This is a genomic window from Mycobacterium sp., assembly GCF_032159765.1.
GTDB lineage: Bacteria > Actinomycetota > Actinomycetes > Mycobacteriales > Mycobacteriaceae > Mycobacterium.
Map to the genome: position 1 here is coordinate 1 of NZ_JAVHWM010000073.1, position 25,262 is coordinate 25,262.

General features: G+C 64.1%; 28 protein-coding genes. 21 read left to right on the plus strand and 7 right to left on the minus strand.

All coding sequences use genetic code 11. The features are described from left to right. Both QOH60_RS08410 and QOH60_RS08415 read left to right on the plus strand, forming a co-directional pair. Nucleotides 1–902: cytochrome P450 (locus QOH60_RS08410; RefSeq protein WP_526419058.1), on the plus strand; the 902-nt coding region annotated here is incomplete at its 5' end. A gap of 39 nt (nt 903–941) precedes the next feature. Further along, a complete protein-coding gene (locus QOH60_RS08415; protein WP_526419112.1) occupies nt 942–2,156 on the plus strand; it encodes a CaiB/BaiF CoA transferase family protein in 1,215 nt (404 codons plus the stop codon). Nucleotides 2,157–2,237: 81 nt separating this feature from the next. Here QOH60_RS08415 and QOH60_RS08420 read toward each other — a convergent pair whose 3' ends face one another. The 6 genes from QOH60_RS08420 to QOH60_RS08445 all read right to left on the minus strand — a co-directional run bounded on the left by QOH60_RS08420 (nt 2,238) and on the right by QOH60_RS08445 (nt 7,422). Next, nucleotides 2,238–2,513 (minus strand): cytochrome C oxidase subunit IV family protein, encoded by a 276-nt coding sequence (locus QOH60_RS08420; protein ID WP_526419060.1) that lies wholly within the window; start codon nt 2,511–2,513, stop codon nt 2,238–2,240. Continuing rightward, entirely contained in the window at nt 2,513–3,121 is a 609-nt protein-coding gene (locus tag QOH60_RS08425) for a cytochrome c oxidase subunit 3 (protein WP_526419062.1), read from the minus strand. Before QOH60_RS08425 ends, QOH60_RS08420 begins: the two co-directional genes overlap by 1 nt. Continuing rightward, on the minus strand, nt 3,108–3,893 hold the full coding sequence (locus QOH60_RS08430; protein WP_526419064.1) for a hypothetical protein: 786 nt from the start codon (nt 3,891–3,893) through the stop codon (nt 3,108–3,110). The genes QOH60_RS08425 and QOH60_RS08430 overlap by 14 nt, the downstream gene beginning before the upstream one ends. A 150-nt stretch (nt 3,894–4,043) precedes the next feature. Continuing rightward, complete coding sequence (locus QOH60_RS08435; protein ID WP_526419066.1) at nt 4,044–5,072, minus strand: NAD(P)H-dependent glycerol-3-phosphate dehydrogenase; 1,029 nt, start codon at nt 5,070–5,072, stop codon at nt 4,044–4,046. Nucleotides 5,073–5,206: 134 nt separating this feature from the next. Beyond that, complete coding sequence (locus QOH60_RS08440) at nt 5,207–6,586, minus strand: ATP-dependent 6-phosphofructokinase (RefSeq protein ID WP_526419069.1); 1,380 nt, start codon at nt 6,584–6,586, stop codon at nt 5,207–5,209. A gap of 50 nt (nt 6,587–6,636) precedes the next feature. Further along, nucleotides 6,637–7,422 carry a FadR/GntR family transcriptional regulator gene (locus QOH60_RS08445; protein ID WP_526419071.1) on the minus strand — a complete coding sequence of 262 codons (786 nt, stop codon included), beginning with the start codon at nt 7,420–7,422 and terminating at the stop codon, nt 6,637–6,639. A 101-nt stretch (nt 7,423–7,523) separates the two neighbouring features. Between QOH60_RS08445 and QOH60_RS08450 the strand changes: the two genes are divergently transcribed. From QOH60_RS08450 to QOH60_RS08505, 12 genes are all read left to right on the plus strand, one after another. Further along, on the plus strand, nt 7,524–8,603 hold the full coding sequence (locus QOH60_RS08450) for an acyl-CoA dehydrogenase family protein (protein ID WP_526419073.1): 1,080 nt from the start codon (nt 7,524–7,526) through the stop codon (nt 8,601–8,603). A 198-nt stretch (nt 8,604–8,801) separates the two neighbouring features. Beyond that, nucleotides 8,802–9,968: an acyl-CoA dehydrogenase family protein gene (locus QOH60_RS08455; protein ID WP_526419075.1), complete on the plus strand. Its 1,167-nt coding sequence runs from the start codon at nt 8,802–8,804 to the stop codon at nt 9,966–9,968. Continuing rightward, entirely contained in the window at nt 9,968–10,735 is a 768-nt protein-coding gene (locus QOH60_RS08460) for an SDR family NAD(P)-dependent oxidoreductase (protein WP_526419077.1), read from the plus strand. The genes QOH60_RS08455 and QOH60_RS08460 overlap by 1 nt, the downstream gene beginning before the upstream one ends. Beyond that, nucleotides 10,735–11,937, plus strand: a complete 1,203-nt coding sequence (locus QOH60_RS08465) for a thiolase family protein (RefSeq protein WP_526419080.1) — start codon at nt 10,735–10,737, stop codon at nt 11,935–11,937. The genes QOH60_RS08460 and QOH60_RS08465 overlap by 1 nt, the downstream gene beginning before the upstream one ends. Further along, complete coding sequence (locus QOH60_RS08470; RefSeq protein ID WP_526419082.1) at nt 11,934–13,160, plus strand: acetyl-CoA hydrolase/transferase family protein; 1,227 nt, start codon at nt 11,934–11,936, stop codon at nt 13,158–13,160. The genes QOH60_RS08465 and QOH60_RS08470 overlap by 4 nt, the downstream gene beginning before the upstream one ends. Beyond that, complete coding sequence (locus QOH60_RS08475; RefSeq protein WP_526419084.1) at nt 13,157–14,098, plus strand: hydroxymethylglutaryl-CoA lyase; 942 nt, start codon at nt 13,157–13,159, stop codon at nt 14,096–14,098. Before QOH60_RS08470 ends, QOH60_RS08475 begins: the two co-directional genes overlap by 4 nt. A 37-nt stretch (nt 14,099–14,135) precedes the next feature. Continuing rightward, nucleotides 14,136–14,894 carry an SDR family NAD(P)-dependent oxidoreductase gene (locus tag QOH60_RS08480; protein WP_526419086.1) on the plus strand — a complete coding sequence of 253 codons (759 nt, stop codon included), beginning with the start codon at nt 14,136–14,138 and terminating at the stop codon, nt 14,892–14,894. A 19-nt stretch (nt 14,895–14,913) separates the two neighbouring features. Beyond that, nucleotides 14,914–15,693 (plus strand): enoyl-CoA hydratase/isomerase family protein, encoded by a 780-nt coding sequence (locus QOH60_RS08485; RefSeq protein WP_526419088.1) that lies wholly within the window; start codon nt 14,914–14,916, stop codon nt 15,691–15,693. 17 nt (nt 15,694–15,710) lie between these two features. Then, nucleotides 15,711–16,523 carry an enoyl-CoA hydratase/isomerase family protein gene (locus QOH60_RS08490; protein ID WP_526419090.1) on the plus strand — a complete coding sequence of 271 codons (813 nt, stop codon included), beginning with the start codon at nt 15,711–15,713 and terminating at the stop codon, nt 16,521–16,523. Between the two features lie 2 nt (nt 16,524–16,525). After that, nucleotides 16,526–17,374: an enoyl-CoA hydratase/isomerase family protein gene (locus tag QOH60_RS08495; protein WP_526419092.1), complete on the plus strand. Its 849-nt coding sequence runs from the start codon at nt 16,526–16,528 to the stop codon at nt 17,372–17,374. Next, the gene (locus QOH60_RS08500; protein WP_526419094.1) at nt 17,371–18,303 is read left to right on the plus strand and encodes a DUF7064 domain-containing protein; all 933 of its coding nucleotides are present in this window, start codon (nt 17,371–17,373) and stop codon (nt 18,301–18,303) included. The genes QOH60_RS08495 and QOH60_RS08500 overlap by 4 nt, the downstream gene beginning before the upstream one ends. Further along, nucleotides 18,303–19,328 (plus strand): phosphotransferase family protein, encoded by a 1,026-nt coding sequence (locus QOH60_RS08505; protein ID WP_526419096.1) that lies wholly within the window; start codon nt 18,303–18,305, stop codon nt 19,326–19,328. The genes QOH60_RS08500 and QOH60_RS08505 overlap by 1 nt, the downstream gene beginning before the upstream one ends. Before the next feature lie 13 nt (nt 19,329–19,341). Here the strand turns inward: QOH60_RS08505 and QOH60_RS08510 are convergent, their stop codons facing one another. After that, a complete protein-coding gene (locus QOH60_RS08510) occupies nt 19,342–20,247 on the minus strand; it encodes an SDR family oxidoreductase (protein ID WP_526419114.1) in 906 nt (301 codons plus the stop codon). 55 nt (nt 20,248–20,302) lie between these two features. Between QOH60_RS08510 and QOH60_RS08515 the strand changes: the two genes are divergently transcribed. The 7 genes from QOH60_RS08515 to QOH60_RS08545 form a co-directional block, all read left to right on the plus strand. Further along, nucleotides 20,303–21,133 carry a hypothetical protein gene (locus QOH60_RS08515; RefSeq protein WP_526419098.1) on the plus strand — a complete coding sequence of 277 codons (831 nt, stop codon included), beginning with the start codon at nt 20,303–20,305 and terminating at the stop codon, nt 21,131–21,133. 42 nt (nt 21,134–21,175) lie between these two features. Beyond that, a complete protein-coding gene (locus QOH60_RS08520; protein WP_526419100.1) occupies nt 21,176–21,574 on the plus strand; it encodes a DUF2834 domain-containing protein in 399 nt (132 codons plus the stop codon). Nucleotides 21,575–21,862: 288 nt separating this feature from the next. After that, nucleotides 21,863–22,624 carry a hypothetical protein gene (locus tag QOH60_RS08525; protein ID WP_526419102.1) on the plus strand — a complete coding sequence of 254 codons (762 nt, stop codon included), beginning with the start codon at nt 21,863–21,865 and terminating at the stop codon, nt 22,622–22,624. A 198-nt stretch (nt 22,625–22,822) separates the two neighbouring features. Beyond that, nucleotides 22,823–23,437, plus strand: coding sequence for a cytochrome c oxidase subunit 3 family protein (locus QOH60_RS08530; RefSeq protein WP_526419104.1), 615 nt, complete (start codon nt 22,823–22,825; stop codon nt 23,435–23,437). 2 nt (nt 23,438–23,439) lie between these two features. Next, nucleotides 23,440–23,700, plus strand: a complete 261-nt coding sequence (locus QOH60_RS08535) for a cytochrome C oxidase subunit IV family protein (RefSeq protein ID WP_526419106.1) — start codon at nt 23,440–23,442, stop codon at nt 23,698–23,700. 111 nt (nt 23,701–23,811) lie between these two features. Further along, nucleotides 23,812–24,570, plus strand: coding sequence for a PaaX family transcriptional regulator C-terminal domain-containing protein (locus QOH60_RS08540; RefSeq protein WP_526419108.1), 759 nt, complete (start codon nt 23,812–23,814; stop codon nt 24,568–24,570). 116 nt (nt 24,571–24,686) lie between these two features. Beyond that, a partial coding sequence (locus QOH60_RS08545; protein ID WP_526419110.1) for an acyl-CoA dehydrogenase family protein occupies nt 24,687–25,262 on the plus strand: 576 nt, incomplete at its 3' end.

Genomic DNA, 25,262 nt, shown 5'->3' on the forward strand with positions numbered 1-25,262 from the left:
TGGTGTCGGCCGCCTTCAAGACCAAGTCACTGGCACGGTGGGAGCCGGAGATCGTCCGCCCGGTGTGCACCGAGTTGATCGACGAATTCGCCGACGCGGGCGAGGCCGACCTGGTAAAGCAGTTCACAGTCGAGTTCCCCACCAGGGTGATCTCGAGGCTGCTGGGCCTGCCAGAAGAAGACCTTCCGGAGTTCCGTCGGCGGGCGATTCAGCTCATCAGCTACAACATCGACTGGAAGACGGCGTTCGAAGCCTCTGCCGCACTGAAGGATTACTTCTCCGAGCAGATCGAGCAACGCAAGGCGAAGCCCACCGAAGACATCATCGGTGATCTCGTCAGCGCAGAGATCGACGGCGAAAAGCTCAGCGACGAGGCGATTTACTCGTTTCTGCGGCTGCTGCTTCCCGCGGGCCTGGAAACCACGTACCGATCGTCGGGCAACCTGCTGTACAACCTGTTGACGCGTCCCGACCAATTCGCGGCCGTCCAGGCTGACTGGGATTTGGTGATCAAAGCGATCGAGGAGAACCTGCGCTACGAGACCCCGCTGACGTCGGTGCAGCGGTTCGCGACCGAAAATACGGAGCTCGACGGGGTCGAGATTCCTCTCAACTCGATGATCGATGTCTGCATCGGCTCGGCAAATCGCGACGAGAAGCGCTGGGAGCGGTCCGAGGAGTTCGACATCTTCCGCAAGCCGATCCCACACATCTCATTCGCGGTCGGCGAACACACCTGCCTCGGACTGCATTTGGCGCGCCTGGAGACCCGGGTCGCGTTGGAGTCTCTGCTCGCCCGGTTGACCAACTTCGAGCTGCAGACGGACACCGATCCCCATATCCGCGGCAACCCGTTCCGCTCGCCGACCGCCCTACCGGTGACGTTCGACGTGACCGGCTGAGTGGTCCACGTGGAGGAGCATTCAGGCGTGGTGAAGGTCATGGAGGGCATCCGGGTCCTCGAGGTCGCACAGTTCACGTTCGTCCCTGCAGCCGGCGCGATACTCGCCGACTGGGGCGCCGACGTCATCAAGGTCGAGCACCCGGTGCGCGGCGACACCCAACGCGGGTTCATCAACATGGGCGGCTTCGCGATGAACCCGGACAGGCATCCGTTGATCGAGCACCCTAACCGGGGTAAGCGCAGCGTCGGGATCGACATCTCCACACCTGGCGGACAAGAGGTCATCTACGAGCTCGCCAAAGTCTCCGACGTCTTCCTGACCAACTACATGCCCGCGGTGCGTCAGAAGAACAAGTTCGACGTCGAGCACATCCGCGCCGCGAACCCGAACATCATCTACGCACGCGGAAGCGCACACGGCGACAAGGGACCCGAGCGTGACGTCGGCGGGTTCGACGGAACCGTCTTCTGGACACGCAGCGGCGTGGGCCACGCGTTGACCCCCGAGGAGCTGGGCGGCGCGTTGTCGCAAGGCATTCCGGCGTTTGGCGATTCGATAGGCGGCATGTTCATCGCCGGGGGCATCTCCGCCGCGCTGCTGCACCGTGAACGTACCGGTGAGGCAACCGAACTCGACGTATCCCTACTGAGCACTGCATGGTGGGCCGGCGGGGCGAGCATGACCCAGGGCATGGAGACCGGCGAGACGATGCGCTCGATCATGCCGGGTTCTACCGCGCCCGCGGTGAACCCGTTCATGGGGAACTACCTGACGTCCGACGGCGGCACCATCAACCTCTGCATCGTGAGCCCGACGGGTTACATCCGGGATGCGTTCGAGCACTTGGGACTTCCGGAACTCGCCGATGACCCGCGGTTCTCCGAGGTGCTGCCGCTGATCGAGAACGCCGCGGCGGCAGTCGAACTGATCACCGACGCGATCCGCAGCAAGCCCTTCGAGTACTGGCGTCAGCACCTGAAGACGATGAGGGGCCAGTGGGCGCCGTTGCAGAGCTTCATCGACCTGGCCAGCGACGAGCAGGCCATCGCGAACGACATGATCGTCGAAGTCGAGGCCGCCGACGGCGGAGCGCCGTTCAAGGTTGTTCGCGGGCCGGTGCAGTTCAATCACGAGCCGCTCGCGACGACGCGCGCTCCACAGGCATCCGAACACACCGAGATCGTCCTGCTGGAGATCGGCATGGACTGGGACAGAATCGCCGCGCTCAAGGAATCCGGCGCGATCGCGTAAGTCACCTTTCCGGCGAGCAGTTCGGTCTGCCCAGGCACAACGTCATCGAATTTGTCCACCGCTGCGCAAGCGCGTGCGCGGTCACGGCAAAGCTGGAGTGGCGAACCAGAAGCCCAAAATGATCGCGGCGACCGCGACGGGCCATGCCTCGAATGCGATACGCACCGGGATCGGCGCGTCGCGTAGTTCCATGAACTCCAACATCACGTACCTGACCTTCACGGCGGCTATCAAGAAGATCCCGACCACCGCGACGGGAGGGCTGAATAAGTCTTTCGACAGCCCCCACGTCGTAATGCAGGTCAAAACGACAAGGCCCAGCCAGACCCAGGTGGCCCGCTCCCGCAACACCGACATCAGGCTGCCTTCATCAGGTAGAGCAGGGGAAAGATGACAATCCACAACAGGTCGACCAAATGCCAGTAGGAAGCCACGCATTCCGGCACCACCCGGTTCGAGCTGCTGTAGGCGCCCCGCCGAGATTTGATCCACACGTAAGTCAGCAGGCTGGTGCCAAACACAACGTGCAGGAGGTGGATTCCGGTCAGCGTGAAGTACCACATGTAAAAGGCATTGGTGGCCGGCGCTAGGCCTTCGGCGAACTTTTGGAAGTACTCGATCGACTTGGACATCATGAACAACAGGCCAGTGAGCGCTCCCCCGAGAAGATAGCGAGGCACTCGGTAGGCGAGGTCGCGCTTGAGCGCCTGAATCGCAAGCGCGACCGACCACGAACTGGTCAGCAGTATCAGCGTGTCGATACCGCCGAAGTTCATGTTGAGGGTGTGCCGGGAGGCCTCGAACAGAGCCGGATCCTTGAGCCGATCCTGCATGAATGTCAGGAACAGGATCGCGAAGATGACCGAGTCCGCGCCGATAGCAACCCAGACACCATCCACACCGGGAAGGCGCCTGGGCTTCACGCGGTCGACGGGAGCGACCTCCACAAGGCTAGGCGTTGACACGCCCTGCGGCCTCGTCCTCAGCCTGGAGCCGGGGGATGGCCTTGATGATGAAGAAAGACAGACTCGGGATCCAGATGAACCAGGTGAAGAACGCGATCCAGAAGCTGATCACGCCGTTGAAGGCCAGCGGCCCGGTCGTGACGAACGGGATCGCACTCACCGCGAAGAATGACGCGAAGGTGACCCAGCCCCACCAGCTGACGGCGTCCGGGACCAGCTTCTTCTCGCGCTTGTCCCGCATGCACACGATGCTGATGGCGGCGATCTGGAATGACGTGACGAAGTACGCCAGATCGAACAGGAGCCAGCCAAACCAGTAGAGCATGTGCATGATTTCGGGACTGAGGTTGTTTACCTCGTGTGCGGCGGTCAGCCAAATCGCCATGGTCGTCATGACGGGCGCACAGGTTATCGTCCCGCCCATCATCTCGAGCTTGGACAACACGCCGCCTGGACCCTCGATACGTTCCATCACCCGGGCGACCGCCACGCTGAACGACATGTAGAAGGCGGTCATGGTGAGGCAGATGCTCAAGGCGATCAACAGCGGAAGCCTGAGGTCCTGAAAGTGCGCCTTCACCTCGTCCGGCGTCGCGCTGGCCGGGAACGGCGGCATATTGCGGGCGACGATCCCCCAGAGGCAGAAAACCGCGAACAGGAAAACCGGGCCGGTCCACGCCAGAATCTTCCACGACCTGTAGTCAGTCGGGTACGGCGACAAGTCAGCCGCGGCGCGCGAGGGCGACGTGGTGGGTTCGGCATGCGTTGCCATCGGACCTGCTCCTTATTCATGGAGTACGGGGAATCGACGAACGAATCCCCTCGTGACTTCTACGACATCGCCATCGTCGCCGACTCCGCGCCGGCAGACTTCCCCCAAACGAGCACATTCCGCTCCCCCCTTTGGGGGTGCGAACGAACGCTAGAAGCCCGCGCCGTGGATTTCGTGGCCGGGCTTCTCGGCGGCGAGGCCCCGGTACGCGCCTTCGGGGGTCGCGCCGTGATTAATGACAGCGTCGACCTCGCGAGCGATCGGCGTGGGAAGGCCGTACTGCTCGGCGAACTCCATGATGACGCTGGCAGCCTTGACGCCCTCAGCGACTTGGTTCATCGACGCGATGATCTCGTCGATCGGCTTGCCCGCGCCGAGCTGCTCGCCGACATGCCGGTTACGGCTGCGCTGACTGGTACACGTGACGATGAGATCGCCAATGCCGGCCAGTCCCGCAAACGTGTCGCGGTGGCCGCCTGCCGCCTCGCCCATCTTGGACATCTCACGTATCGCGCGGGCCATCACCATGGCGCGGGTGTTCTCGCCGATACCAAGCGAGTAGCCCATGCCGACCGCGATGGCGTAGACGTTCTTCAGCGCGCCCGCCATTTCGACGCCGACGACATCGTCGGTGGTGTATGTCCGAAATCGCCTGGTGCGGAACAGCTCGGCAAGGTTAGCGGCCAGATGTTGGTCGGGCATTGCCAGGACAGCCGCGGCGGCGTAACCCTCGGCCACCTCGCGGGCGATGTTGGGTCCGGCCAGGATGCCGGCTGGGTGCCCAGGCAGTATTTCGTCGACGATCTGGCTCATCCGCTTGTTGGTGCCCTGCTCGAGACCCTTGACCAGCGACACGACCGGCACCCACGGGCGCAGCTCACTGGCCAGCTCGGTCAGCACGTTGCGGAAGCCGTGCGACGGCACACCCATCACGACCACGTCGGCACAATCGGCCGCCTCGGCGAAGTCCGTGGTGGCGCGCAGCGTGGTGCTCAGCTCGACATCGTTGCCGAGATAGCGACTGTTGCGGTGGTTCTCGGTGATGTCTTTCGCGGTCTCCTGCGAGCGCACCCACTGCAATGTGGGTCCGCGGCGCGCGCAGATCGACGCAATGGTGGTACCCCAGGAGCCGCCGCCGAGGACGACGACGTGGGGTTGGCGCTGAGCGGGAGGTGCCACGCTGATCACGCCTCGGTTTCCACTATGGCGCCTGCCCTTCGTAAACAGCCTAGACGTCGCCATCTTCGCCGACGCGACCCGCGCGGGCTTCCCCCTAAAGAGGCACCTTTTGCTCTCCTTCTCGGGGCATATCGTCAGAAGGGTACGGCGGAGAGCAGGTCGTCAGCCTGACCTGTCACGGAAAGCACTGTCTGCCAAAGGTAGCCGTTGGTGGCGACCATTTTCCGGGATGAGACCGCCATCGGAATCGGTACATGAGTCAACCGGCGTCGCCACGAACCGATGACGGTGTCGGTCTTGCCCGCCATGCCGGCGTGAACGGCCGCATGGCCCAATCGAAGACAGAAGTTGGCATCCCGAGCGTTCGCAGGCAAGCTGCGGATCATGTAGCTCGGATCGATGTATTTGAGGCTTACGGAAATTCCTTGAGCCCGAAATGTTTCCGGAATCGTGTCTCTCAGGAAGACACCGATATCGCCATGGCGACGATTCCCTGACGCATCAAACTCCGCTGCGTCATCGAGCAGATTTTGGCCCGCTCCCTCAGCCACGACTATCACCACGTAACCATCCCGTTCGATGCGCTGTCTGGCCGCGCGGACGACCCCTTCGATGCTGAACCCGATCTCTGGGATGAGGCATAGACCGACCTGGGTATCCGCCAACGTGGCGAAGCTGGCGATGAACCCGGAGTCGCGACCCATCAGTTTCACCAGACCGATACCCAACCGATGGCACGACGCCTCCACATATGCCGCGCGCGTCGCCTGCCGTGCGGCCTCGACCGCGGTGTCGAAGCCGAAAGACAGATCAATGTACGAGATGTCGTTGTCGATGGTCTTCGGTACACCCACCACGGCGATCTCCAGCTCACGGCGCTGAATCTCCTCGACGATCGAATGCGCACCGCGTAGCGTTCCATCGCCTCCGATGGTGAACAACAGTTGAATTCCCAATCGATCTAGCGTGTCAACCATTTCGTCGACCGGTTGCGGACCGCGCGACGAGCCCAGGACCGTACCACCCACTTCGTTAATTTGGCTGACCCGGCGGGTGGTCAATTCGATCGGTTTCCGCTCGCTCCGCTCCACTAAACCCTCGTAACCAAACCGGAAGCCGTAAATTGTGGCGACGCCGTACTTTTCGTGCAGACAGAAGACGATAGAGCGGATGACATCATTCAGTCCAGGACAGAGCCCACCACACGTGACGATCCCGCACCGCACGGTACGTGGATCGAAGTAGATGTTCTCCCGCGGCCCCGCTAGCTCGAAGGCAGGTGGATCGATACCGGTTCGGATCTGCTCGCGCAGCTCGTCGATATCGGCGCGGAACAAGAGTGGTTTCGATGAATCCATGAAACGGGTTGCGCGCAAAGGAGAATTGACCTTGCGTTGACCAAGATCACGGGTTCTGAAATCTGGCGGCACTGGTCTCATCTCGCGTTGCGCCCCTTCCGAGATGTCGCCATCCTCGCCGAGACCACGGACGCAGGCTTCCCCCAAAAGAGGCACCTTTTGCTCTCCACCTCGGGGCATGCCGCGGGCAAGCCGCGCGGCCTCTGTTATTCGCCGACAGCGGCATCGCCGATGACGATCGCCTCGCGCTCGTCAGATTCGGCCAATGCGTGGGCGTAGCTGTGAACATGCCTGCGCATGCGTCGTCCGGCAGCCGTCACGTCGCGATGACGGATCGCAAGTGTGATCGCCCGGTGTGCCTGGCTCGTCACCGCCCGAACCTCGGCGTCGACGAAAGCCGCGTTCTCGGTGCCGACATAGATGGCTTGCGACAGCGCAATCATGAAGCCGATCAGCAGCTCGTTGTTACTGGCCATCGCGACTCCCACGTGCCAATCCAGGTTGGCCTGCAGAAACTGCTCGAGATCGGCTTCTTGGTCGGCGATCGCCTCATTAGCCCGGTCTAGTTCCGCAAGGTCTTCGTCGGTGCGGTTACGGGCGGCAAGCTCGGCGCAAAAAGGTTCCAGGGCTTCCCTGGTCTCCATCAGGTCGACAAGCTTGATGTGCCTGCCGCGGATGAGCATGCTCACGGAGTTGGCCATCGACTTCGTGGTGGGCCGCTGTACGAACGCGCCGCCCGCACGGCCCGCTTTCACCCGAACGAGGTTTTGTACTTCAAGGATGCGCAGTGCTTCCCGCACTGTGGCCCGGCTCATCTGCGTCTGCTTAACCAGCTCACGCTCTGCCGGCAGCGGGGTGCCCTCGGCAAGCTCGCCGTTGAGGATTCGCTCCCGAAGCACCCTGGCAAGCACGTCGGACGCCTTAGGCACGTCGAGTGGGCTGAGCCTGATGTCGGATCGCGAGGGCGTCGTCGCGGTATCCGCAGCTTCCATCACGTGCCCCTCGTGGTTTATGGTCAGACCTAAGATACCATTTATTTCATCCGACCGTTACAGCTATAACGGTAACCCGAAGGCCGACAGGAGAAACGCTGATGCGGTGGGAGCTCTCCGAAGAACAGCAGCTGTTCACCACTTCGCTGCGCGAGTGGTTGGGCGAACGCGCTGGATCGGCCACGGTGCGCGGCTGGCTGGACGCGGGCGATCTGGGCAGCTTCGAAGAGATCTTCGTCGGCGAGGGCTGGGCCGGAGTCGGCTTTGATGAAGAGCTCGGCGGCCAGGGCGGCGGTCTGCTGGAGCTCGCGCTGACCGCGCGGGAGCTGGGCCGCGCGGCGGCGCCGTCGGCAGGCTGGCTGCAGTCGGCCATTGTCGTACCGGCGCTGGCCGACGAGCCGGCGGTGATACGCGAAACGCTGGAGTCCGGCGAGGTCACCGCGGTGGCTGTGCGGGCGGACCGCATCCCTGCAGCGGCGACGTCGGTGGAGAGCTCAGACGGACGACTGCGCGGCCGGATACCGTCTGTGCTTGGGGCCGCTCGCTCACGACGACTGCTGGTGCCCGTGGTTGATGGCGAGGCAACGGCCGTATGGCTGGTGGACAGCGCCGACCCGGGAGTCGGGGTGCACCCGCGCCCACTGCTTGACCGATCGCGCGATGTCGCCGATGTCGTCCTTGACGACGTCGCGGCACGCCGGCTCGAGATCGATGCGACCGTGATAATCGGCGAAATCGCCACCCGCGCGGCGGTTCTGGTTGCCGCCGATGCTTTGGGTGCATCGGAACGAATGCTCCGCCTGGCCGTCGACTACAGCAAGCAGCGGGAGCAGTTCGGTCGACCGATCGGATCATTCCAGGCGGTCAAACACGCCGCTGCCCAGATGCTGGTCACCGTCGAGTCCGCGATGTCCATCGTCTGCTACGCGGCACAGTCGGCCGAGGAAGGCTTGCCTGACCGCGCGACCCACGCGGCCGTCGCGAAGGCGCAGGTGACCGGCAGCAGCGCCGAACTGGCCGACAGCGCGCTGACCCTACACGGCGCGATCGGCTACACCTGGGAACACGATCTGCACCTGTTCTACAAGCGAGCCAAGCTCGACCGCGTGCTGTTCGGCGCACCTGCGGTGTGGAACAACCGCATCGCAGACGCATTGCCGCTACTTCCCGTCGGCGCCTGAGAGTTTCGAGGACGACCATGCAGAACGTAGGCAGGCTTGGCTCGAAAGCTCGGGCTTTGAATCCACTGCTCACAACAGCTGATAGCCGGGGAAGCAGTCGCACGAGTGACGAGGGACACCAAGGCTTTCATTTTGGTCTGTCCATTAGTATGATTGACGTTTAGATGCATTCCCCACCGTTGTTGAGCGGAGAGCCTTGTGGACTTCGAATTGAGCGAGGATCAGCAGACGATCCGCGCTGCGGTCGCTGAACTAGCGGCGAAGTTCGACGACCACTATTGGATGACCAAGGACCAAGCTCACGAGTTTCCGACCGAGTTCTACAACGCATTCGCCGAGGGCGGCTGGCTAGGTATCACAACGCCGGAGGAATACGGCGGTCACGGGTTCGGCATCACCGAGGCCTCCCTGTTACTAGAGGAAGTCGCGGCCAGCGGCGCCGGGATGAACGGCGCAAGCTCGATGCACATGTCGATATTCGGCATGCATCCGGTGATCGTTCATGGATCGGAGGAGCTGAAGTCCCGCACCCTGCCCCGCATCGTGACCGGCGATCTTCATGTGTGTTTCGGTGTCACCGAGCCTGGAGCGGGACTGGACACCACGAAGATCACGACCTTCGCCCGGCGCGACGGCGATCACTACGTCGTGAGCGGTCGAAAGGTGTGGATCTCCAAGGCGCTGGAATCGGAAAAAGTGCTGCTACTCACCCGCACCACAAAGTTCGAGGATGCCGCACGCAAGACCGATGGCATGACCCTGTTTCTGACGGATCTGGATCGCAGCAGGGTCGACATTCGCCCGATTCCGAAGATGGGCCGAAATGCCGTCAGTTCCAACGAACTGTTCATCGACGGTCTCGTGGTTCCCGTCGAGGACCGCGTCGGCGACGAAGGTCAGGGATTCCGCTACATCCTCGACGGGCTGAACCCCGAGCGCTGCCTCATCGCCGCCGAGGCGCTGGGCATGGGGCGCGCCGCACTGCGCGCGGCCGTGCGGTACGGCAACGAACGCGAGGTGTTCGGCCGGCCGATCGGAATGAACCAGGGGCTGCAGTTCCCCTTGGCCGACTCGCTGGCCCGCCTGGACGCCGCCGAGTTGATGCTGCGTAAGGCTACGTGGCTATACGACAACGGCAAACCCTGTGCCCGCGAAGCCAATACGGCCAAGTACCTGTGTGCCGACGCGGCGTTCGACGCCGCCGACCGTGCACTGCAAACACATGGCGGGATGGGTTATTCGGAGGAGTACCACGTTGCGCGCTACTTCCGCGAGGCCAGGCTGACCCGCATCGCCCCGATCAGCCAGGAGATGATCCTCAACTACCTCGGGGAGCACGTGCTGGGCCTGCCGAGGAGCTACTGATGACGTTGCAGCGTGACGTGTTCCGGCTCGACGGCCGCTCGGCACTGGTGACCGGTGCAGGCGGCGGCGTCGGCGAGGCGATCGCGCGCGCCTTCTGTGAGGCCGGGGCCGCCGTGCTGGTAACCGATATCGACAAGGACGCTGCGGTGTCCACCGCGGAATCGATTACCGCAGAAGGCGGTACCGCGCAGCCCTTCGTCCTCGATGTGCGCGACTCGGCGGCTGCAGGCGAAGCGGCCGCGGCGGCCGCCGAGTTCGGCGGGGGGGCACTGCATATCCTCGTCAACAACGCCGGCGCCGTCGCACCGGCGATGTTCCCGGATCTGTCCGAGGAGAACTTCCGCCGCATCGTCGATATCCACCTCGTAGGCAGCTTCGTGTGCAGCCAGGCCGCTCTGCACCACCTCCCGATTGATGGCACGGGGCGCATTATCAACGTCACGTCAGCGGCAGGCATCACCGGGACCATTGGCCAGGCGAACTACGGGGCCGCGAAGGCCGGCATCATCGGCCTGACGAAGTCGTTGGCCCGCGAGCTGGCGCGCAAGTCCATCACCGTCAACGCCGTCGCGCCGCTGGCCGCCACCGCGATGACTGAGAACATCCGCAGCAACGAAAAGCTGGCCGCGAAGACACTGGCCCGAATTCCCTTGGGGCGCTGGGCCTTCCCAGATGAAATTGCCCCGACCTTCGTCTTCCTTGCCTCCGATGCGGCGTCCTACATCACCGGGCAGGTGCTGCCGGTCGACGGCGGGACGGTGATCTGATGCGCCACAACGTGTCTGGACCGTTCGTCTCGACCGGTCGCGAAGTCTACATCGCCGAGGCCGTACGCACGCCGATAGGCAAATCGCATGCTGAGCGTGGGTGGTACCGCGAGATCCATCCCAACGAGATGCTGGCTGCCTGTTACACCGAGTTGGTCGCCCGCACCGGCATCGAGCCCGCCCTTGTCGAAGATCTGGTGATCGGCTGCACTGCCCCGTTCGGTGAACAGTCGCGCAATATCGCGCGCAACGCCTGGCTGCAGGCCGGTTACCCGCCCGAGGTACCGGCCACCACCCTCGACCGACGTTGCGGATCGGCGCAGACCGCGGTGGAAATGGCTGCGGCGCTGGTGGCTTCGGGTACGCACGACATCGTCATCGCTGGCGGCGTGGAGCACATGGGCCACGTGCCCATCGACTCCCCCGTCAAGGTGTCCGAACTCTACGGCGATCCCTGGCCGGCAGAGCTGCGCGATCGCTACGCCTTTGTGCACCAAGGTGAAAGCGCGGAGTTGATTGCCGATCGCTGGCAGCTCAGCCGTGAGGAGATGGATGCTTTCGCTGCGCGGTCGCACCAGAACGCCGCCAAGGCCATCGCTGACGGCCGGTTCGTCGCCGAGATGGTGCCGATGACACTCGACGGCCAGGTCCGCCATGCAGACCAATGCGTGCGTCCGGAGACCACCGTCGAGACGCTGGCCAACCTCAAGCCGGTGTTCCGCAAGGAGGACGGGCGCATCACCGCCGGATCGTCATCGCCGATCAGCGACGGTGCCGCTGCGGTGCTGCTGTGCTCCGGAGACGCCGCGCGTCGGCGCGGATTGCGACCGCGCGTACGTGTCGTCGATCAGACGACCGTCGGCGTCGATCCGATCATCATGCTGACCGGGCCGATCCCTGCGACCCAGAAATTGTTGCAGCGCAACAGCCTGAGTATCGACGACATCGACCTGTTCGAAATCAACGAGGCATTCTCCTCGGTGGTGCTGGCCTGGCAACGAGAGCTGAACCCCGATGCCGAGCACGTGAACGTCAACGGTGGCGCGATCGCGCTGGGCCACGCGGTCGGCGCGACCGGGGCCAGGCTGATCGCCACCCTGATCCCCGAACTCGAACGCCGTGACGCCGACCTTGGACTGGTGACCATGTGCTGTGGCGGCGGTCTGGGGACGGGAACTCTGCTCCAGCGGGTGCCGGCGTGATCGATTTCGGCGAGTACTTGACGGCTGGTGCCGGCGTCTGGTGGGGCCAGGCCGCCGCGGAGCCGCGTCCTTTGGTCGACGCACTGATCGAACAAAGCAAACGGATTGGTCCGCTACGCGTTTTCACCGGGCTCAGTTGGAATGACCAACTCGCAGTCAGCATGCCCGATGCCGTGTCGATGGTCTCGTACGGCGGGCTTGGTGAGCTCCGCGAGCTCAGCAAGTCGGGTCGACTCGACGTGGTGCCCTGCCATTACTCGGCGCTGCCGCGAATGTTCGCCGAACGACGTCTGCCGTGCGACGTCGGCTTGGTGCAGGTGTCACCGCCCGACGCTGACGGGATGTGCTCACTGGGCGTTGGCGTCGACTATGTCGCCGACGCCGTTCTACACACGCCCATGCTGATCGCTGAAATCAACGCGCAGATGCCGGCCACCCTGGGAACCCCGCGGATACCGGTTGATCGGTTCGCCACCACCATCACCACCGACCGCGCGCTGCCCGAGGACACGTTGCGGGCGCCCAGCGACGCCGACCGTGCCATCGCCGCCGGGATCGCCGAGCTGATCGACGATGGCGACACAGTTCAAATCGGGGTTGGGTCGTTGGGAGCGGCCGTGCTCGGCGCTCTGTCCTCACATCAAGACCTAGGCTTTCACACGGGAATGATCACCGACGGCCTGCTCGGGCTGATCGATCAAGGCGTGGTCACCGGCAGTTTTAAGGAGATCGACACCGGTCTGGTTGTCGTGGGGACGGCGCTGGGATCGGTAGAACTGTACAAGCGCGTGGCCGATTTGCCAGTGCGGTTTCTGCCGACCAGTTATACGCATGCCCCGGAGGTGCTTTCGCAGCTGCGTTCACTGGTTTCGGTGAACTTCGCCGTCGAGGTCGATCTCAGTGGCCAAGTCGGCGCCGAGGTCAGTCGCGGCGTGTATGTCGGTGCCGTCGGCGGCCAGGTGGATTTCGCCAGGGCCGCCGCGTTGACCGGCAAGCGATCCGTCATCGCGCTGCGGGCGACATCGCGCGGCGCCTCGACGATCAAGACCGCGCTCGAAGGTGGCGTCGTCACCACGGGGCGCTCCGACGTGGACACCGTCGTGACCGAGCACGGCGTCGCGCATCTCCGCGGGTGCAGCCTCGACGAGCGAGCACGCAGACTGAGCGCGATCGCCGCCCCCGAGTTCCGGCACCAGCTCAACCGCGAAAGGATCACATTGTGAGCGGATTGCCCGCCCAAGTCGAGATTCGCGAGGTAGGTCCCCGCGATGGCTTCCAGAACGAACCGGAAACCATCGCAACCTCCGACAAGATCGACTTGATCAATCGGTTGGCCCGCACCGGACTGCGCCGCATCGAGGTCGCCAGTTTTGTGCGGCCCGACGTCATTCCCCAGCTTTCCGACGGCGTCGAGGTGTTACACGGCGTCGATGTGCCCGACCACGTCTCGCTGATGGTGCTGGTGCCCAACAGCAAGGGACTCGACAACGCGCTGAAGGTGCGCGAGACGTTTTCCGAGATCGCGATTTTCGTCTCAGCCTCTGAGACACACAACAAGAAGAACGTGAATCGGACCATCGCCGAGTCCATGGCCGACAACGAGATCATTGCGAAACGGATCGTTGCCGAAGATCTGCGGTGCGCAGCCGTCATCGCCACGTCTTACGGCTGCCCATTCGAGGGCAAGGTGCCCATGCAACGGGTCCTGGATATCGCCGAGCAGTTTGCGGCGGCGGGCGCCACCGAGGTCGGGTTCGGCGACACCACCGGCATGGCCAACCCGGCCTATGTCGGCGAGTTCTTCACCGCTGCCATAGAACGGCTGCCCGGGGTCGAGGTCACCGCGCACTTCCACAACACACGCGGACAGGGACTGGCCAACGCCTACGCCGCCCTGCAGGTTGGGTGCACCAGCTTCGAATCCAGCTTCGGTGAACTCGGTGGCTGCCCGGTGCCGGTCGGCTCGACCGGGAACATCTCCTCGGAGGACCTGATCAGCATGTTCGAGGAGATGGGCGTGTCCACCGGGGTGTCGCTGCCGCACCTGATTGACGCGGCGCGTGCCGCCCAGAGCGTGCTCGGTCGCAAATTGACCAGCCACTCCATCGTCGCCGGGCCGATCGACTGGTCGCCGAATCCCGACGCTCCGTCCTGCCGATAGACCATCCCCATAACCCATCTCAGAGGAGAGAACACATATGAGCAACCGCGTCGCATTTGTCACCGGAGGAGCCCAAGGCATCGGACAGGGCATCTCGGAAGCCCTGGCAGCCAACGGGTTTCGGATGGCCGTCGCGGACCTCAACCTGGAGGCCGCCGAAGCCACCGCGAAGCGCATCTCTGACGCCGGCGGCGAAGCCATCGCAGTTCACGTCGACGTGACGGACACCGAATCGGTGCGTGGCGCGGTCAAGACCGTCGCCGCCGAACTCGGCGAAATCGAAATCGTGGTGAACAACGCCGGCTGGGACGACTTCATGCCGTTCTTGAAAACCTCAGAGGACTTCTGGGACAAGATCCTTGACATCAACTTCAAGGGCCAGTTGCGCGTCATGCACGCCGTCGTGCCCGGCATGGTCGAGCGCGGCTTCGGCCGGGTGATCAACATCGGTTCGGACGCCGGGCGCGTCGGCTCGTCGCTGGAAGCGGTCTATTCGGGGGCAAAGGGAGGCATCATCGCGTTCACGAAGACGCTGGCCCGCGAAGTCGCGACCAAAGGCGTGACCGTGAACACCGTCTGCCCCGGCCCGACCGACACGCCGGCCTTGCGCAAGTTCGCCGACAGCTCCGGTGAGGATGCAGACAAGGTGATCGGCGGGATGACCCGTTCCGTACCGATGAAGCGGCTGGCCCAGCCGTCGGACATCGCCGCCGCCGTTGCATTCTTCGCCTCCGATGCCGCCGAGTACATCACCGGTCAGACGCTGTCGGTCAGCGGCGGCCTGACCATGGCGTAACCAAGGAGGTACATCAACGATGCTGTCCGACAACGGTTCACCGGTAAGCCTGCGCGTTGCCGGTCCGGTGATCGAAATCATTCTCAACCGCCGGCCCGCCAACGCGTTGGGGCCACCGATCATCGACGGGCTGCACAAAGGACTGGACGCCGCGGATGCCTTGTCCGCCAAGGTCATCGTGGTGTCGTCGGCGCTGCCCGGCTTCTTCGCCGCCGGCGCCGACATCAAACACATGTCCTCGGTCGACGCCGCGTCGTTCGGCACATACGGGGATGCCCTACGTGGCGCCGTCGAGCGCCTCGCCGCCCACCCCGCGGTGTCGGTGGCCGCAGTCGACGGGCGTGCCCTGGGCGGCGGACTGGAGGTGGCAATGGCGTGCTCGTTGCGCGTCGCCGGTTCGTCGGCACGACTCGGTCTGCCCGAAGTCAAGCTCGGCCTCCTTCCCGGGGCAGGGGGCACGCAACGACTGCCTCGCCTGGTCGGACGCGGACGGGCGCTGGACATCATGCTCACCGGCAGGGAGGTGGAGGCCGAGGAGGCGATTCGGATCGGCCTCGTCGACCGGGTTGTGCCGGCGGGCACCGCTGCGGACGCCGCCCGCGAACTGGCCCGAGACCTTTGCGTAGCCTCTTCCCCCGCACAACGTGCAGTCGTCCGGACGGTGGACGCAGCTTACGACCGCCCGCTGGCCGAGGGTCTGCGTTACGAGTCAGAACAGGTCCAGGAGTTATTCGAGCGTGGCGAGGCAATGGAAGGCCTCAACGCGTTCATCGACAAGCGTGCTCCCGAATTCGCTTGAGTTGTGGAGGTGTTTTCATGTTCGATCTCGAACAGCGCTATGAGACATTGCTTCTCGAGTCCCCGGCGCCTGCAGCCGTTCAGGTGACGTTGAACCGGCCCGACCGGTTCAATGCGATGACGGTGACAATGTTCGACGAACTCGAATCCGTCGCACGCGCGATCGGCGACGACCGGGACGTTCGCGTGGTGATCCTCACCGGCGCCGGCAAGGCGTTCTGCGCAGGCTACGATCTCGACGAGGCTGAAGAGCTGCCTTCACTTGGGGCCCTGGGCATGCTGGACCGCCAAGAGCGTGCTGCCCGAGCGCTCAGCGCCGTGCGGGCGATCCCGGTACCGGTGATCGCCGCGGTCAACGGGCCCGCCGCCGGCGGCGGCATGTCGCTGACGCTGATGGCCGATATCCGGCTCGGATCGCCGGCGGCGAAGTTCAATGCCGCGTTCGTACGAATCGGTCTGTCCGCCGGCGACCTGGGTGCGTCCTGGTTGCTGCCGCGGCTGATCGGTCCGTCTGCCGCCGCCGAGATCGGATTCACTGGGCGCATGATCGAGGCGGCGGAGGCAGAACGGCTCGGCCTGCTCAACCGCATAACCGGTCCTGACGACCTCCTCGACCAGACGCTCGCCATGACGGCACAGATCTGCGCCAACTCGCCCGGCGGCATCCGAATGTCCAAGCGGGCATTGCAGGCCAACATGGAAGTCACCTCCTTCGCGGCGGCGCTCGAACTCGAGAATCGCGGACAGGCATTACTGACGCGATGCGACGACATGACCGAGGCGCTGGACGCCTTCAAAGCCAAGCGCGCACCCAACTTCTCTGGGCGGTGACTATGAGCACCACTACACCGCAATGGAATCGGGTGTCACGGCGTCCGCTCGCCGACGTCCTGGACGAATTGGACGCGGCGCGCACCCTGGCATTCGACGAAGTACGGCCGGGTGTGGTCGTGATGTCGGTGAATCGCCCAGATCGCGCAAACTCACAAACCGTCGAGATGTTCGGCGAAATCGCCTGGTCCGCTGCCGCATTGCGCACCGCGGCGATGCGGGCGTTGATCATCACCGGCGCGGGAGGCAAGGCGTTCTGCACGGGCTTCGACCTGGCTGAGGTCGGCGTCTTGACCCGGATGTCGGTGTCGGACTTCACCGATCTTGTCGAGACGGCCGCGTCTGGGTCCACCGGGCTGCGTGCTCTGCCTTACCCGGTGATCGCCGCGGTGAGCGGCCCGGCTGCCGGCGGTGGGCTTTCGTTGGCGCTGGCTGCCGACATCCGAATCGCCGACCAGACCAGCAGTTTCAGCGCCGGCTTCGTGCGCGTCGGCTTATCCGTCGGTGAACTCGGCACATCATGGAACCTGGTCCGGCTGCTCGGCCCAGGACGCGCGGCGGAACTGGCATTCACCGGACGCACGGTGAGGGCCGCCGAGGCCTTTCGGATCGGGCTCGCCGACCGCCTCACCGACACTGGGACTGCACTCGACGCTGCGATCGAGATGGCCGAAACCATCGCGGGAAAGTCCGACGACAGCACGAGGTCCACAAAGAACGCATTGGTCCGCAACCTTGAGAACAACTCGTTTGCGTCTGCGCTCGAGCTGGAGAACCGTGGACAGGCGCTATTGGTGCAGGTGCCGACAACTCGCGGCGCACTTCTAGGCCGGGAAGACGCTGCGCCGTGACCACGGCAGGACAGTTGCATACCGGACTCGGGCCCGCCGACGACCTCCGGCACCGCCCGGTGACCGGGGAGAAAACGCGCGACAGCTTGTTCTGGCAGTTGGTCATGCCGGAGGAAGAACTCGGCATGCAGGTGTACCTCTACCTGACCGGCAGCGGCAGGGCCGGCTACAACGTCTGCGTGTGGGGGCCGGACGCGCGACCCCTCGCCCTGCACCTGCACACCGGCCGCGTACCCGACCACGCAGACTTGGACGAGTTCTCATTCGGCGGCCTTACCCTGACACAACCGCAATTGCGGCAGACGTGCCGGATGACCTACGACCACGACGACGTGCGAATCGAATTCGCATTCACCGGCATTCACGACGCATTCAGTTACCACCGCAATCCCGACGGCCTGCCATCGTGGTTCGCGGTGAACCGGATCGAACAGACGGGGAAGGTGCTCGGCGAGCTCGAAGTCGCGGGACGCCGCATCCAGTGGGACCGCATGGGACATCGCGACCACTCCTGGGGAGTGCGCGACTGGGGCGTGCCACAACATTGGAAGTGGTTCGTCGCCTACACGGAATCGGGCCGGGCAGTCAATGGTTGGATCTGGATCGCCAAGGGCGAATGGGGTTTTGCCGGCTACGTCGTGCGCGACGGGGTGACCTACCCAATCCGTCACATCGACCATCACGCCGAATACGGCGAACAGATGCGTCAGCGTCGCCTGCGCGCGACCCTGACCGACCTCGCCGGTGCGCAAACCGAGCTGGAGCTCGACGTCTTCGGAGTGATCGAATTGCCCACCCACGACAGGTTGCAGACTGTGATCAGGGAAGGCGCCTGCCGGGCCATCATCGACGGCGAGCAAGGTGCTGGCCAGTTCGAAACACACTGGCAAGGAAGCTATCTCGACTATCTGTCGACACGGAGCACGTGATGTGGTCATGGTCTGAGGCCGAGCTCCGGCGGCTGGGGCGCTTCCTGGCCGAGCGTGACTTGTGCGGCCCTGCGGTGACCGCCCAGCCGATCGGTGACGGCCATTCCAACCTGACGTTCTTAGTGTCGGACGGCGACTCGAAAATCGTCGTGCGCCGCCCACCACCGCCGCCGCTTCCGCCGGGTGCCCATGACGTTCTGCGAGAGGCCCGGCTGCTGTCGGCGTTGTCCGGGACTCTGGTTCCGGCGCCCCGCGTGCTGGCCACCGCTGCGGCAGGCGAACTGCTCGATTTCCCAGTCGTCGTGATGGACTTCGTCGAAGGCGCCGTGATCACCGAGTCGACGCCGGCGGCAAGGAATGACACGCGGCTGCGCCGGCGTATCGCCGAATCACTGGTGGACACCCTCGCCGCGCTGCATACCGTGGACTGGCTCGAGGTGGGGCTCGACGACTTTGGCAAGCCCGACGGGTTCAACGCCCGACAGTTGCGTCGGATGCGGTCGCTGATCGCCGAGGACGCGACCGTGCCAACGTCATTCGCCCCGCTCGACGACTGGCTGCACGCGCACCTGCCGTCCGAATCCGCAACGTCGATTGTCCACAACGACTTTCGCATCGGCAATATGATCGTCGACGTCAGAACGGGGTGCATCGCCGCGGTCTTGGATTGGGAGCTCGCCACCATCGGGGACCCAATCGCCGATCTCGGTTATCTGCTCACCTCGTACCCGGTCAAGGGTGAGCCGCTGGTGCCGACTTCCGCGATGGGTACCGCGGTGCTCGAGCCCGGCTATCCCGGCCGCGCCGAGCTGCTTCGCCGCTACGCCGACCGCACCCGGGCCGACGTCTCCTCAGTGAATTGGTATGCGGCGCTGGCGATGTACAAGCTGGCCGCTCTGTACGAGTACAGCCGCAGGCGATTCGAGGAAGGGATCGGCGACCCGTACTATGCCGATCCGGGACTGGTGAGTTCGTTTCTGGCTGCCGGCGAACGGCTCGCGGCCGAAGAGTCTGCGCTCACCTGACTTGGGCCCACATTCACACCGACCGCTGCGCCTTGGCGGCGGCGGAGGCGGCCTTGCTTCTCTCACGGGCTTCGACCCAGTCTTCATCGCTCATCGTGGTAAGGCCGGCGAAGGTGTTCGGCCCGGCCAGCCGCTGGCCGCCGTCCATCGCAATGGTCTCCCCGGTCAAGTAGTCGCAGGCGTCCGAGAACGCGAAGATGGTCAAATTGGCCAGCTCGTCGATCGTTCCAGAGCGACCGAGCGGGATCTGATCGATCTGCGTTGCTCCGACTGAGCTCTTGTCGGTCGGGTTGAGCATCTCCCATGCGTAGTCGGTCGGAATCGGGCCGGGCGCAAATGCATTCAGCCTGATGCCATACCTCCCCCACTCCACTGCCAGCGACATCGTCATCGCGTGTACTGCCGCCTTCGCCATGGCCGATGGGACCACGAAGGCCGACCCGCTCCATACCCAAGTGGTCAGGTTGGACAGCACCGCGCCTGGGAGGCCGCCCGCGATCCACCGCTTGCCCACCGCAACCGTGGTGTTGAAGGACCCGGTCATCACCGTCGACGTCACGGCTTCGAAGGCACGCTGGCTGAGCGTGGCGGTCGGTGCGATGAAATTCGCCGCCGCGTTGTTGAGCAGTCCGGTGAGTGGTCCATGCAACTCCCAGATCTCGGCAACCGCCGCGTCGACCGACGCCGAATCCCGCACGTCGACCGTCTGGTAATGCGCCGCTTTCGCCCGGCCGCCGGAAACCTCTTCGGCAGCCTCGGCCAGCACCGCTTCGCGCCGCCCCCACAAGTGCACTTCGGCGCCCTGCTTGGCCAGGCGGGCGGCTACCCCCCGGCCGAGACCGGTTCCGCCTCCGGTGATGAGGATCCGTTTGTCTGCCAGGAGGTCAGGTGCGAAGATTTCACGCCCCGCTGCGCACATGCCCACTCCCATCTTTGGTCTTACCATATTAAAGATTGATGTTTATACTACCAGCATGCCACCGGTTGATCACGAACTGAACCTGACCATGCAGGCGATCCTGACCAACGTCAGCTGGGTACTGACCGCCATGCTCCTGGTCATCGCGATCTGGTTGGGTATGCGCGAGCGGACACCGTTCTACGCGTTCATGGTGTTGGCCGCCGGGGTCGGCGCATTCGCCGAGCCGCTCTACGACGTGGCGATGATGCTGTACTTCTACTCCACACCTGGCATGTGGACGCATTTCACCGCGTTCGACATCCCGCAGCCGATTTGGACGCACAGCGGTTATGTGGTGCTCTACGCGGCCCCGGCGATCTACATCGCTCGCCAGATCACCCGCGGCAAGATGACCCGCCGCGCGCTGTTCATCTGGGCCGGCGTCACACTGCTTGAATCGGCCACGTTCGAGATCGTCGGCATCAACGGCGGCCTCTACAGTTACTGGGGGCCACATGTGTTCCGAATCTTCCAGTACCCGTTGGTGATTGGTGTGCTCGAAGCCGCTCAGGTGATCTGCTTCGCGGTAGCGGCATCGCAGCTGCGCGCCCGCAGCACGGGTCAGTGGCAACTCCTTGGCCTGTTCGTGCTGTTCCCGTGCACCTTTTTTGGCGCGAACTTCGGCTTGGGCTGGCCCACGATCATCGCGCTGCACCTCGAGAACACCTCGACACCAGTCATCGCGGCGGCGACGGTGGTAAGCATTGGCCTGGCGGTGACCATGGTGCGGATGTGCGCGTCATTCCTGCCGAAGGGAGCCGCCGGCGACGCCCAGGACCGCCCGGCCCGCTCCGAGCCCGCGCAGCCGGTTTCCGCCAAGACCGGTGTTGCCGAACAGCGGTGACGATCGCTTTGTAATACCCATCCGGTCTCAGGAGGTTGTCAAATGTCGGAATCCACGTCCGCATCAACGTCCACCAATATTCGCCACGCCTTCTTTATCCTTGCCGGCGTGGTGGCGCTGGTGTTGACCTGGCCGCACGCATTTCAGTGGATGGCGGCCGGTGGGAACATACTCAACCCGGTCGCGTTCTTCGGCGACGCGATCGCGGCCGGTGGCACCGCCGCGTTCCTCAGCATCGACATGGCCATCGCCTGGCTCGTGTTCATGGTGTGGGTCGTGTCCGACAGCAAGCGGATCGGACTGGGATACAAATGGGGCTGGATGTTCGTGGCGCTGTCCTACATCGGTGTATCGATGGCGTTCCCTGTGTATCTCGTCACTCGTGAGCGGTATCTCGAGAAGCGCGCTCGAACCGACGAATTGAGCACGTACCGGACCTGACGGGCCGCATTATCGCCACCAGGATTCTCATGTGAGTCAATCGTTGTGCGCCGATGCGACGGGTGCGTCGAAATGGTGGTGAAAACCAGCCCGCTGTCGGTCCACCCGACCTGAATGGGAGCCGCGGGCTCGGTCCGGGCCCGGAGCGGGTGTTCGGTGTCCCCCGGGCCCCTTCCTTGAGGGTGTTGCCACGGCGGCCCAGCGATGATACATTTTTGCATCATCTGATGTGATTTTGTACGTCGGCACCATCTGCGATCAACCGAATCGACGGAAAGGAAGCGAAACATGGATCAGAAAACCAGCTTCAGATTCCAGCTCATCAGCGCGTGGTGTGGCCCCGCCTTCTTGGTCACCTTTGTGCTGTTCTGGGGGGTGATCGGGCACAACCTCCCGAATCCGTCACCCGCGTTGAGCGCAGCAGACCTCGCCGCTCGCTATTCGCAGAACCTAGGGGAGATTCGTCTGGGCTTCATCGTCTCCCTCATCATCGTTTGTTTGTACATGCCGTGGTGTTCGTACATCAGCGCCCGGATGGCGAAGATCGAGGGCGGGTACCCGGTCCTGGCCAACCTTCAGCTCATCGGTGGCGCTCTGACCGTCATGGTCGTGTCGTTCAGCGCGTGCTTCTGGGCCATCGCGGCATTCCGGCCCGATCGGGACCCGGCGCTCATCCAGCTGCTCACCGATTCCGGCTGGCTGATCATCGACCTGCAGTACGCGTGCACCACGTTGCAGATGGTGGCGCTCGCACTGGCCGTTCTGTCGGATCGGAAGAACAAGGCCATGCCCCTCATGCCGAACTGGGTGTGCTACCTGACCATCTTCTGCGCGGTCAGCTTTTTCCCGGCGAGCCTCACCGGCGTTCTAAAGACCGGGCCGTTCGCCTGGAATGGCGTCATGAGCTACTACTTCCCGTACTTCTGCTGGCTGTGCTGGGAAATCATTGCGAGCACCTATTTGATCAGGGATGTTCGGCGGCGCATGCGCGAGTTCGAGAGCAGCCCCTCGGCGGACGGCGGCCCTCGGGCGACGGCTCTCGCGTCCTGACCTGCACCATCGGGCAAGTGCCCTCATGTGGGCCTCCGCTCCCGCCCGCGCGATTCGTAGACGGTGTTGCGACAGAAGTTCGCACGCGTCGTGCGCGGTCGGGAGCGGACAGTCATCGGTGCCTGGCGCCCAGCCCGCGTCACTGCTCAGCGGTGGTCGGGCAACGACCGGTCACCCCGTCGCCTAGGGAAAGTGTTGATGAGTAGTGCTGTGATGAATCCGGAAACCTACACCCAGTTCGTATCGGTGGGCGATCCCAAGCGGCGGCTGCCCGGCGTCGAAGGCGTGTGGGTCTTCGTGATCGCCGACATGACGGTGTTTGCCGTCATGTTCGGGTCCTTCATGCTCGGCCGGCATCACAACCCCGCCGTCTTCGAAGCGTCCCGACACGCCCTCGACCCGAACTTCGGTGGTGTCAACACGCTGATCCTGCTTACCAGCTCGTGGTTCGCCGCGCTCGCGCTCGACGCGGTGCGAAAGTCCCGTTTCGGTCTGGCGCAGCATTTCTTGGGCGCCGCGTTTCTCTGCGGCGTCGCGTTCGCGGTGTCGAAGGCGATCGAGTACACCGAGAAGTTGAACGATGGCATCAGCCTGTTGACCAACGACTTCTTCATGTACTACTTCACGCTGACCGGGATTCATCTGTTCCATGTCATCGCGGGCAGCATCGTCCTGCTCGTGCTGTGGTTCAAGGCCCGATCCCGGTCGTTCGACCCGAAGCGGCCGGTCGTTCTCGAATGCGGCGCGATCTACTGGCACATGGTCGACCTGCTCTGGATCATCCTGTTCCCGCTGCTGTATCTGGTGAGGTGAGTATGGAACTGGTTCGCAAGCCGGTCACGATCGTGTGGGCCGCGTTGATGCTGGCCACGATCGTGTCGACCTGGTTGCTTTCCAGCAACTCGGTCACCTCCGAGGTGGCGACGGTGGCCATCATGCTCATCGCCGCCCTCAAGGTGCGGTTCGTGACCAGGCACTTCATGGAGGTGCGTCGGGCGCCACTGGCGCTGCAGTTCGTCTGCGACGGCTGGTTGCTCGCGGTCACCGCGCTGATCCTGACCGTCTACCTGGTCTGATGGGCGCACACGTTGGCAGCAGCCGATGCAAACTTGGTAGCGTGCGACATTTCGGGTAATGCATCGCCGATGCGCGAGGGCATCGCGATCGATGTGATGTAGGACGTAGTGATGGAGTTCGTGTATCCCGCCGTTCCGGACCGGAACCTGCCGTCGATCACCCCGCTTACCGCGAGGTCGGTCGCGTTGAGCACTCTGCTCGGATACCACCCCCCGGCGCTTCCGGTTAGCGCCTTGGTGAAAGTCGGGGAGCTGTTTGGGATCGCGGACCGCGCCACCCGGGTTGCCCTGACGCGCATGGTGAAGGACGGCGACGTGACCGTCGACAACGGCGTGTACCGCCTGTCCGAGCGATTGCTGCGACGGCAGGCCCAACAGGATGCGCTCACGTCGCCCCCCACTCGGCGGTGGACTGGAGGGTGGGAGATGGCCGTCGTCACGAGCACGACCCGGCCATTGGCCGAGCGGGTGGCCCTGCGTAAGAGCATGGTGCGGCACCGGATGGGCGAGTTGCGCGAGGGGGTGTGGATGCGGCCGGACAACCTCTCTCGTGACCTCGACGGGTTCATCGCCGGCCAGTGCGAGTTTTTCGTCTGTCACCACTCTGACTCACCGAACCTAGCAACGTTGCTCTGGGACTTGCCGGGATGGGCGGCCGAGGCGGACCGATTGCTGAAAGTGCTCGATGAGGCAGAGAGTCTCGCAGAGGGGTTCATCGCTACCGCGGAAGTAATCCGACACCTGCTGCTCGATCCGTACCTGCCGGACGAGCTGCTCCCAGCGGGATGGCCGGGTGATCGACTTCGAGAGCGCTACACCGATTTCAACGCGAACTATTCGGAGCGCCTCCGACAGTACAGCGGCGGATAGTCGCCGACTGCCCTCCGAAACAGATTCACATCACGCGATGCTATTATGTGTCGGTAGTGGCAGCTTACGTGCCGGACACATCGCGGACGTCGCCACCAGTCACCACGAGGAGGGCGATGACGGGGCCGTTGAGTTTCTCGATCAGCGCAGAGCAAGAGGCGCTGGTTAAGGTGGCCCGCGGTTTCGGTGAGGGGCGGCTGGCTGCCTACTACAAGCAACGCGAGCAAGAGGGTGCGTTCGATCGCGCGACGTTGCGGGCGATGGGCGACCTTGGACTCTTCGGGGTAGAGCTGCCCGAAGAGTACGGCGGCCTCGGACTTGACTGCACGACAGCGGGTCTCGTGCTCGAGGCCATCTGCCGGTCCGACTACAACATCGGCCAGCTGATGGTGACGATGTCGTTGAGCGGCGCGATCATGGCCCGGCACGGAGAACCCGCGGTCGTCGCGCCGTGGCTGTGCGGCGTGACCGCCGGCGAGATGATCCCGGCCATCGCCCTGACCGAGCCGGGCGGCGGATCGGACGCCGCGAACCTCACACTGCGGGCAACCAAAGACGGTGACACCTACGTTCTCGACGGCGAGAAGACGTCGACCAGCTTTGCGACCCAGGCGGCGTTCGCGATCGTCTGGGCCCGCACCGGCGCCCAGTCCAGCGGCGCGCGCGGAATCAGCGCCTTCCTCGTCCCCCTG

Coding starts and splice junctions, on each gene's coding strand:
- QOH60_RS08540 (WP_526419108.1), top strand. CDS start 23,812: ATGGAGTTCGTGTATCCCGCCGTTCCGGACCGGAACCTGCCGTCGATC.
- QOH60_RS08495 (WP_526419092.1), top strand. CDS start 16,526: ATGAGCACCACTACACCGCAATGGAATCGGGTGTCACGGCGTCCGCTC.
- QOH60_RS08480 (WP_526419086.1), top strand. CDS start 14,136: ATGAGCAACCGCGTCGCATTTGTCACCGGAGGAGCCCAAGGCATCGGA.
- QOH60_RS08535 (WP_526419106.1), top strand. CDS start 23,440: ATGGAACTGGTTCGCAAGCCGGTCACGATCGTGTGGGCCGCGTTGATG.
- QOH60_RS08445 (WP_526419071.1), bottom strand. CDS start 7,422: ATGGAAGCTGCGGATACCGCGACGACGCCCTCGCGATCCGACATCAGG.
- QOH60_RS08460 (WP_526419077.1), top strand. CDS start 9,968: ATGACGTTGCAGCGTGACGTGTTCCGGCTCGACGGCCGCTCGGCACTG.
- QOH60_RS08505 (WP_526419096.1), top strand. CDS start 18,303: ATGTGGTCATGGTCTGAGGCCGAGCTCCGGCGGCTGGGGCGCTTCCTG.
- QOH60_RS08520 (WP_526419100.1), top strand. CDS start 21,176: ATGTCGGAATCCACGTCCGCATCAACGTCCACCAATATTCGCCACGCC.
- QOH60_RS08465 (WP_526419080.1), top strand. CDS start 10,735: ATGCGCCACAACGTGTCTGGACCGTTCGTCTCGACCGGTCGCGAAGTC.
- QOH60_RS08530 (WP_526419104.1), top strand. CDS start 22,823: ATGAGTAGTGCTGTGATGAATCCGGAAACCTACACCCAGTTCGTATCG.
- QOH60_RS08450 (WP_526419073.1), top strand. CDS start 7,524: ATGCGGTGGGAGCTCTCCGAAGAACAGCAGCTGTTCACCACTTCGCTG.
- QOH60_RS08510 (WP_526419114.1), bottom strand. CDS start 20,247: ATGTGCGCAGCGGGGCGTGAAATCTTCGCACCTGACCTCCTGGCAGAC.
- QOH60_RS08420 (WP_526419060.1), bottom strand. CDS start 2,513: ATGTCGGTGTTGCGGGAGCGGGCCACCTGGGTCTGGCTGGGCCTTGTC.
- QOH60_RS08485 (WP_526419088.1), top strand. CDS start 14,914: ATGCTGTCCGACAACGGTTCACCGGTAAGCCTGCGCGTTGCCGGTCCG.
- QOH60_RS08430 (WP_526419064.1), bottom strand. CDS start 3,893: ATGGCAACGCATGCCGAACCCACCACGTCGCCCTCGCGCGCCGCGGCT.
- QOH60_RS08515 (WP_526419098.1), top strand. CDS start 20,303: ATGCCACCGGTTGATCACGAACTGAACCTGACCATGCAGGCGATCCTG.
- QOH60_RS08490 (WP_526419090.1), top strand. CDS start 15,711: ATGTTCGATCTCGAACAGCGCTATGAGACATTGCTTCTCGAGTCCCCG.
- QOH60_RS08525 (WP_526419102.1), top strand. CDS start 21,863: ATGGATCAGAAAACCAGCTTCAGATTCCAGCTCATCAGCGCGTGGTGT.
- QOH60_RS08415 (WP_526419112.1), top strand. CDS start 942: ATGGAGGGCATCCGGGTCCTCGAGGTCGCACAGTTCACGTTCGTCCCT.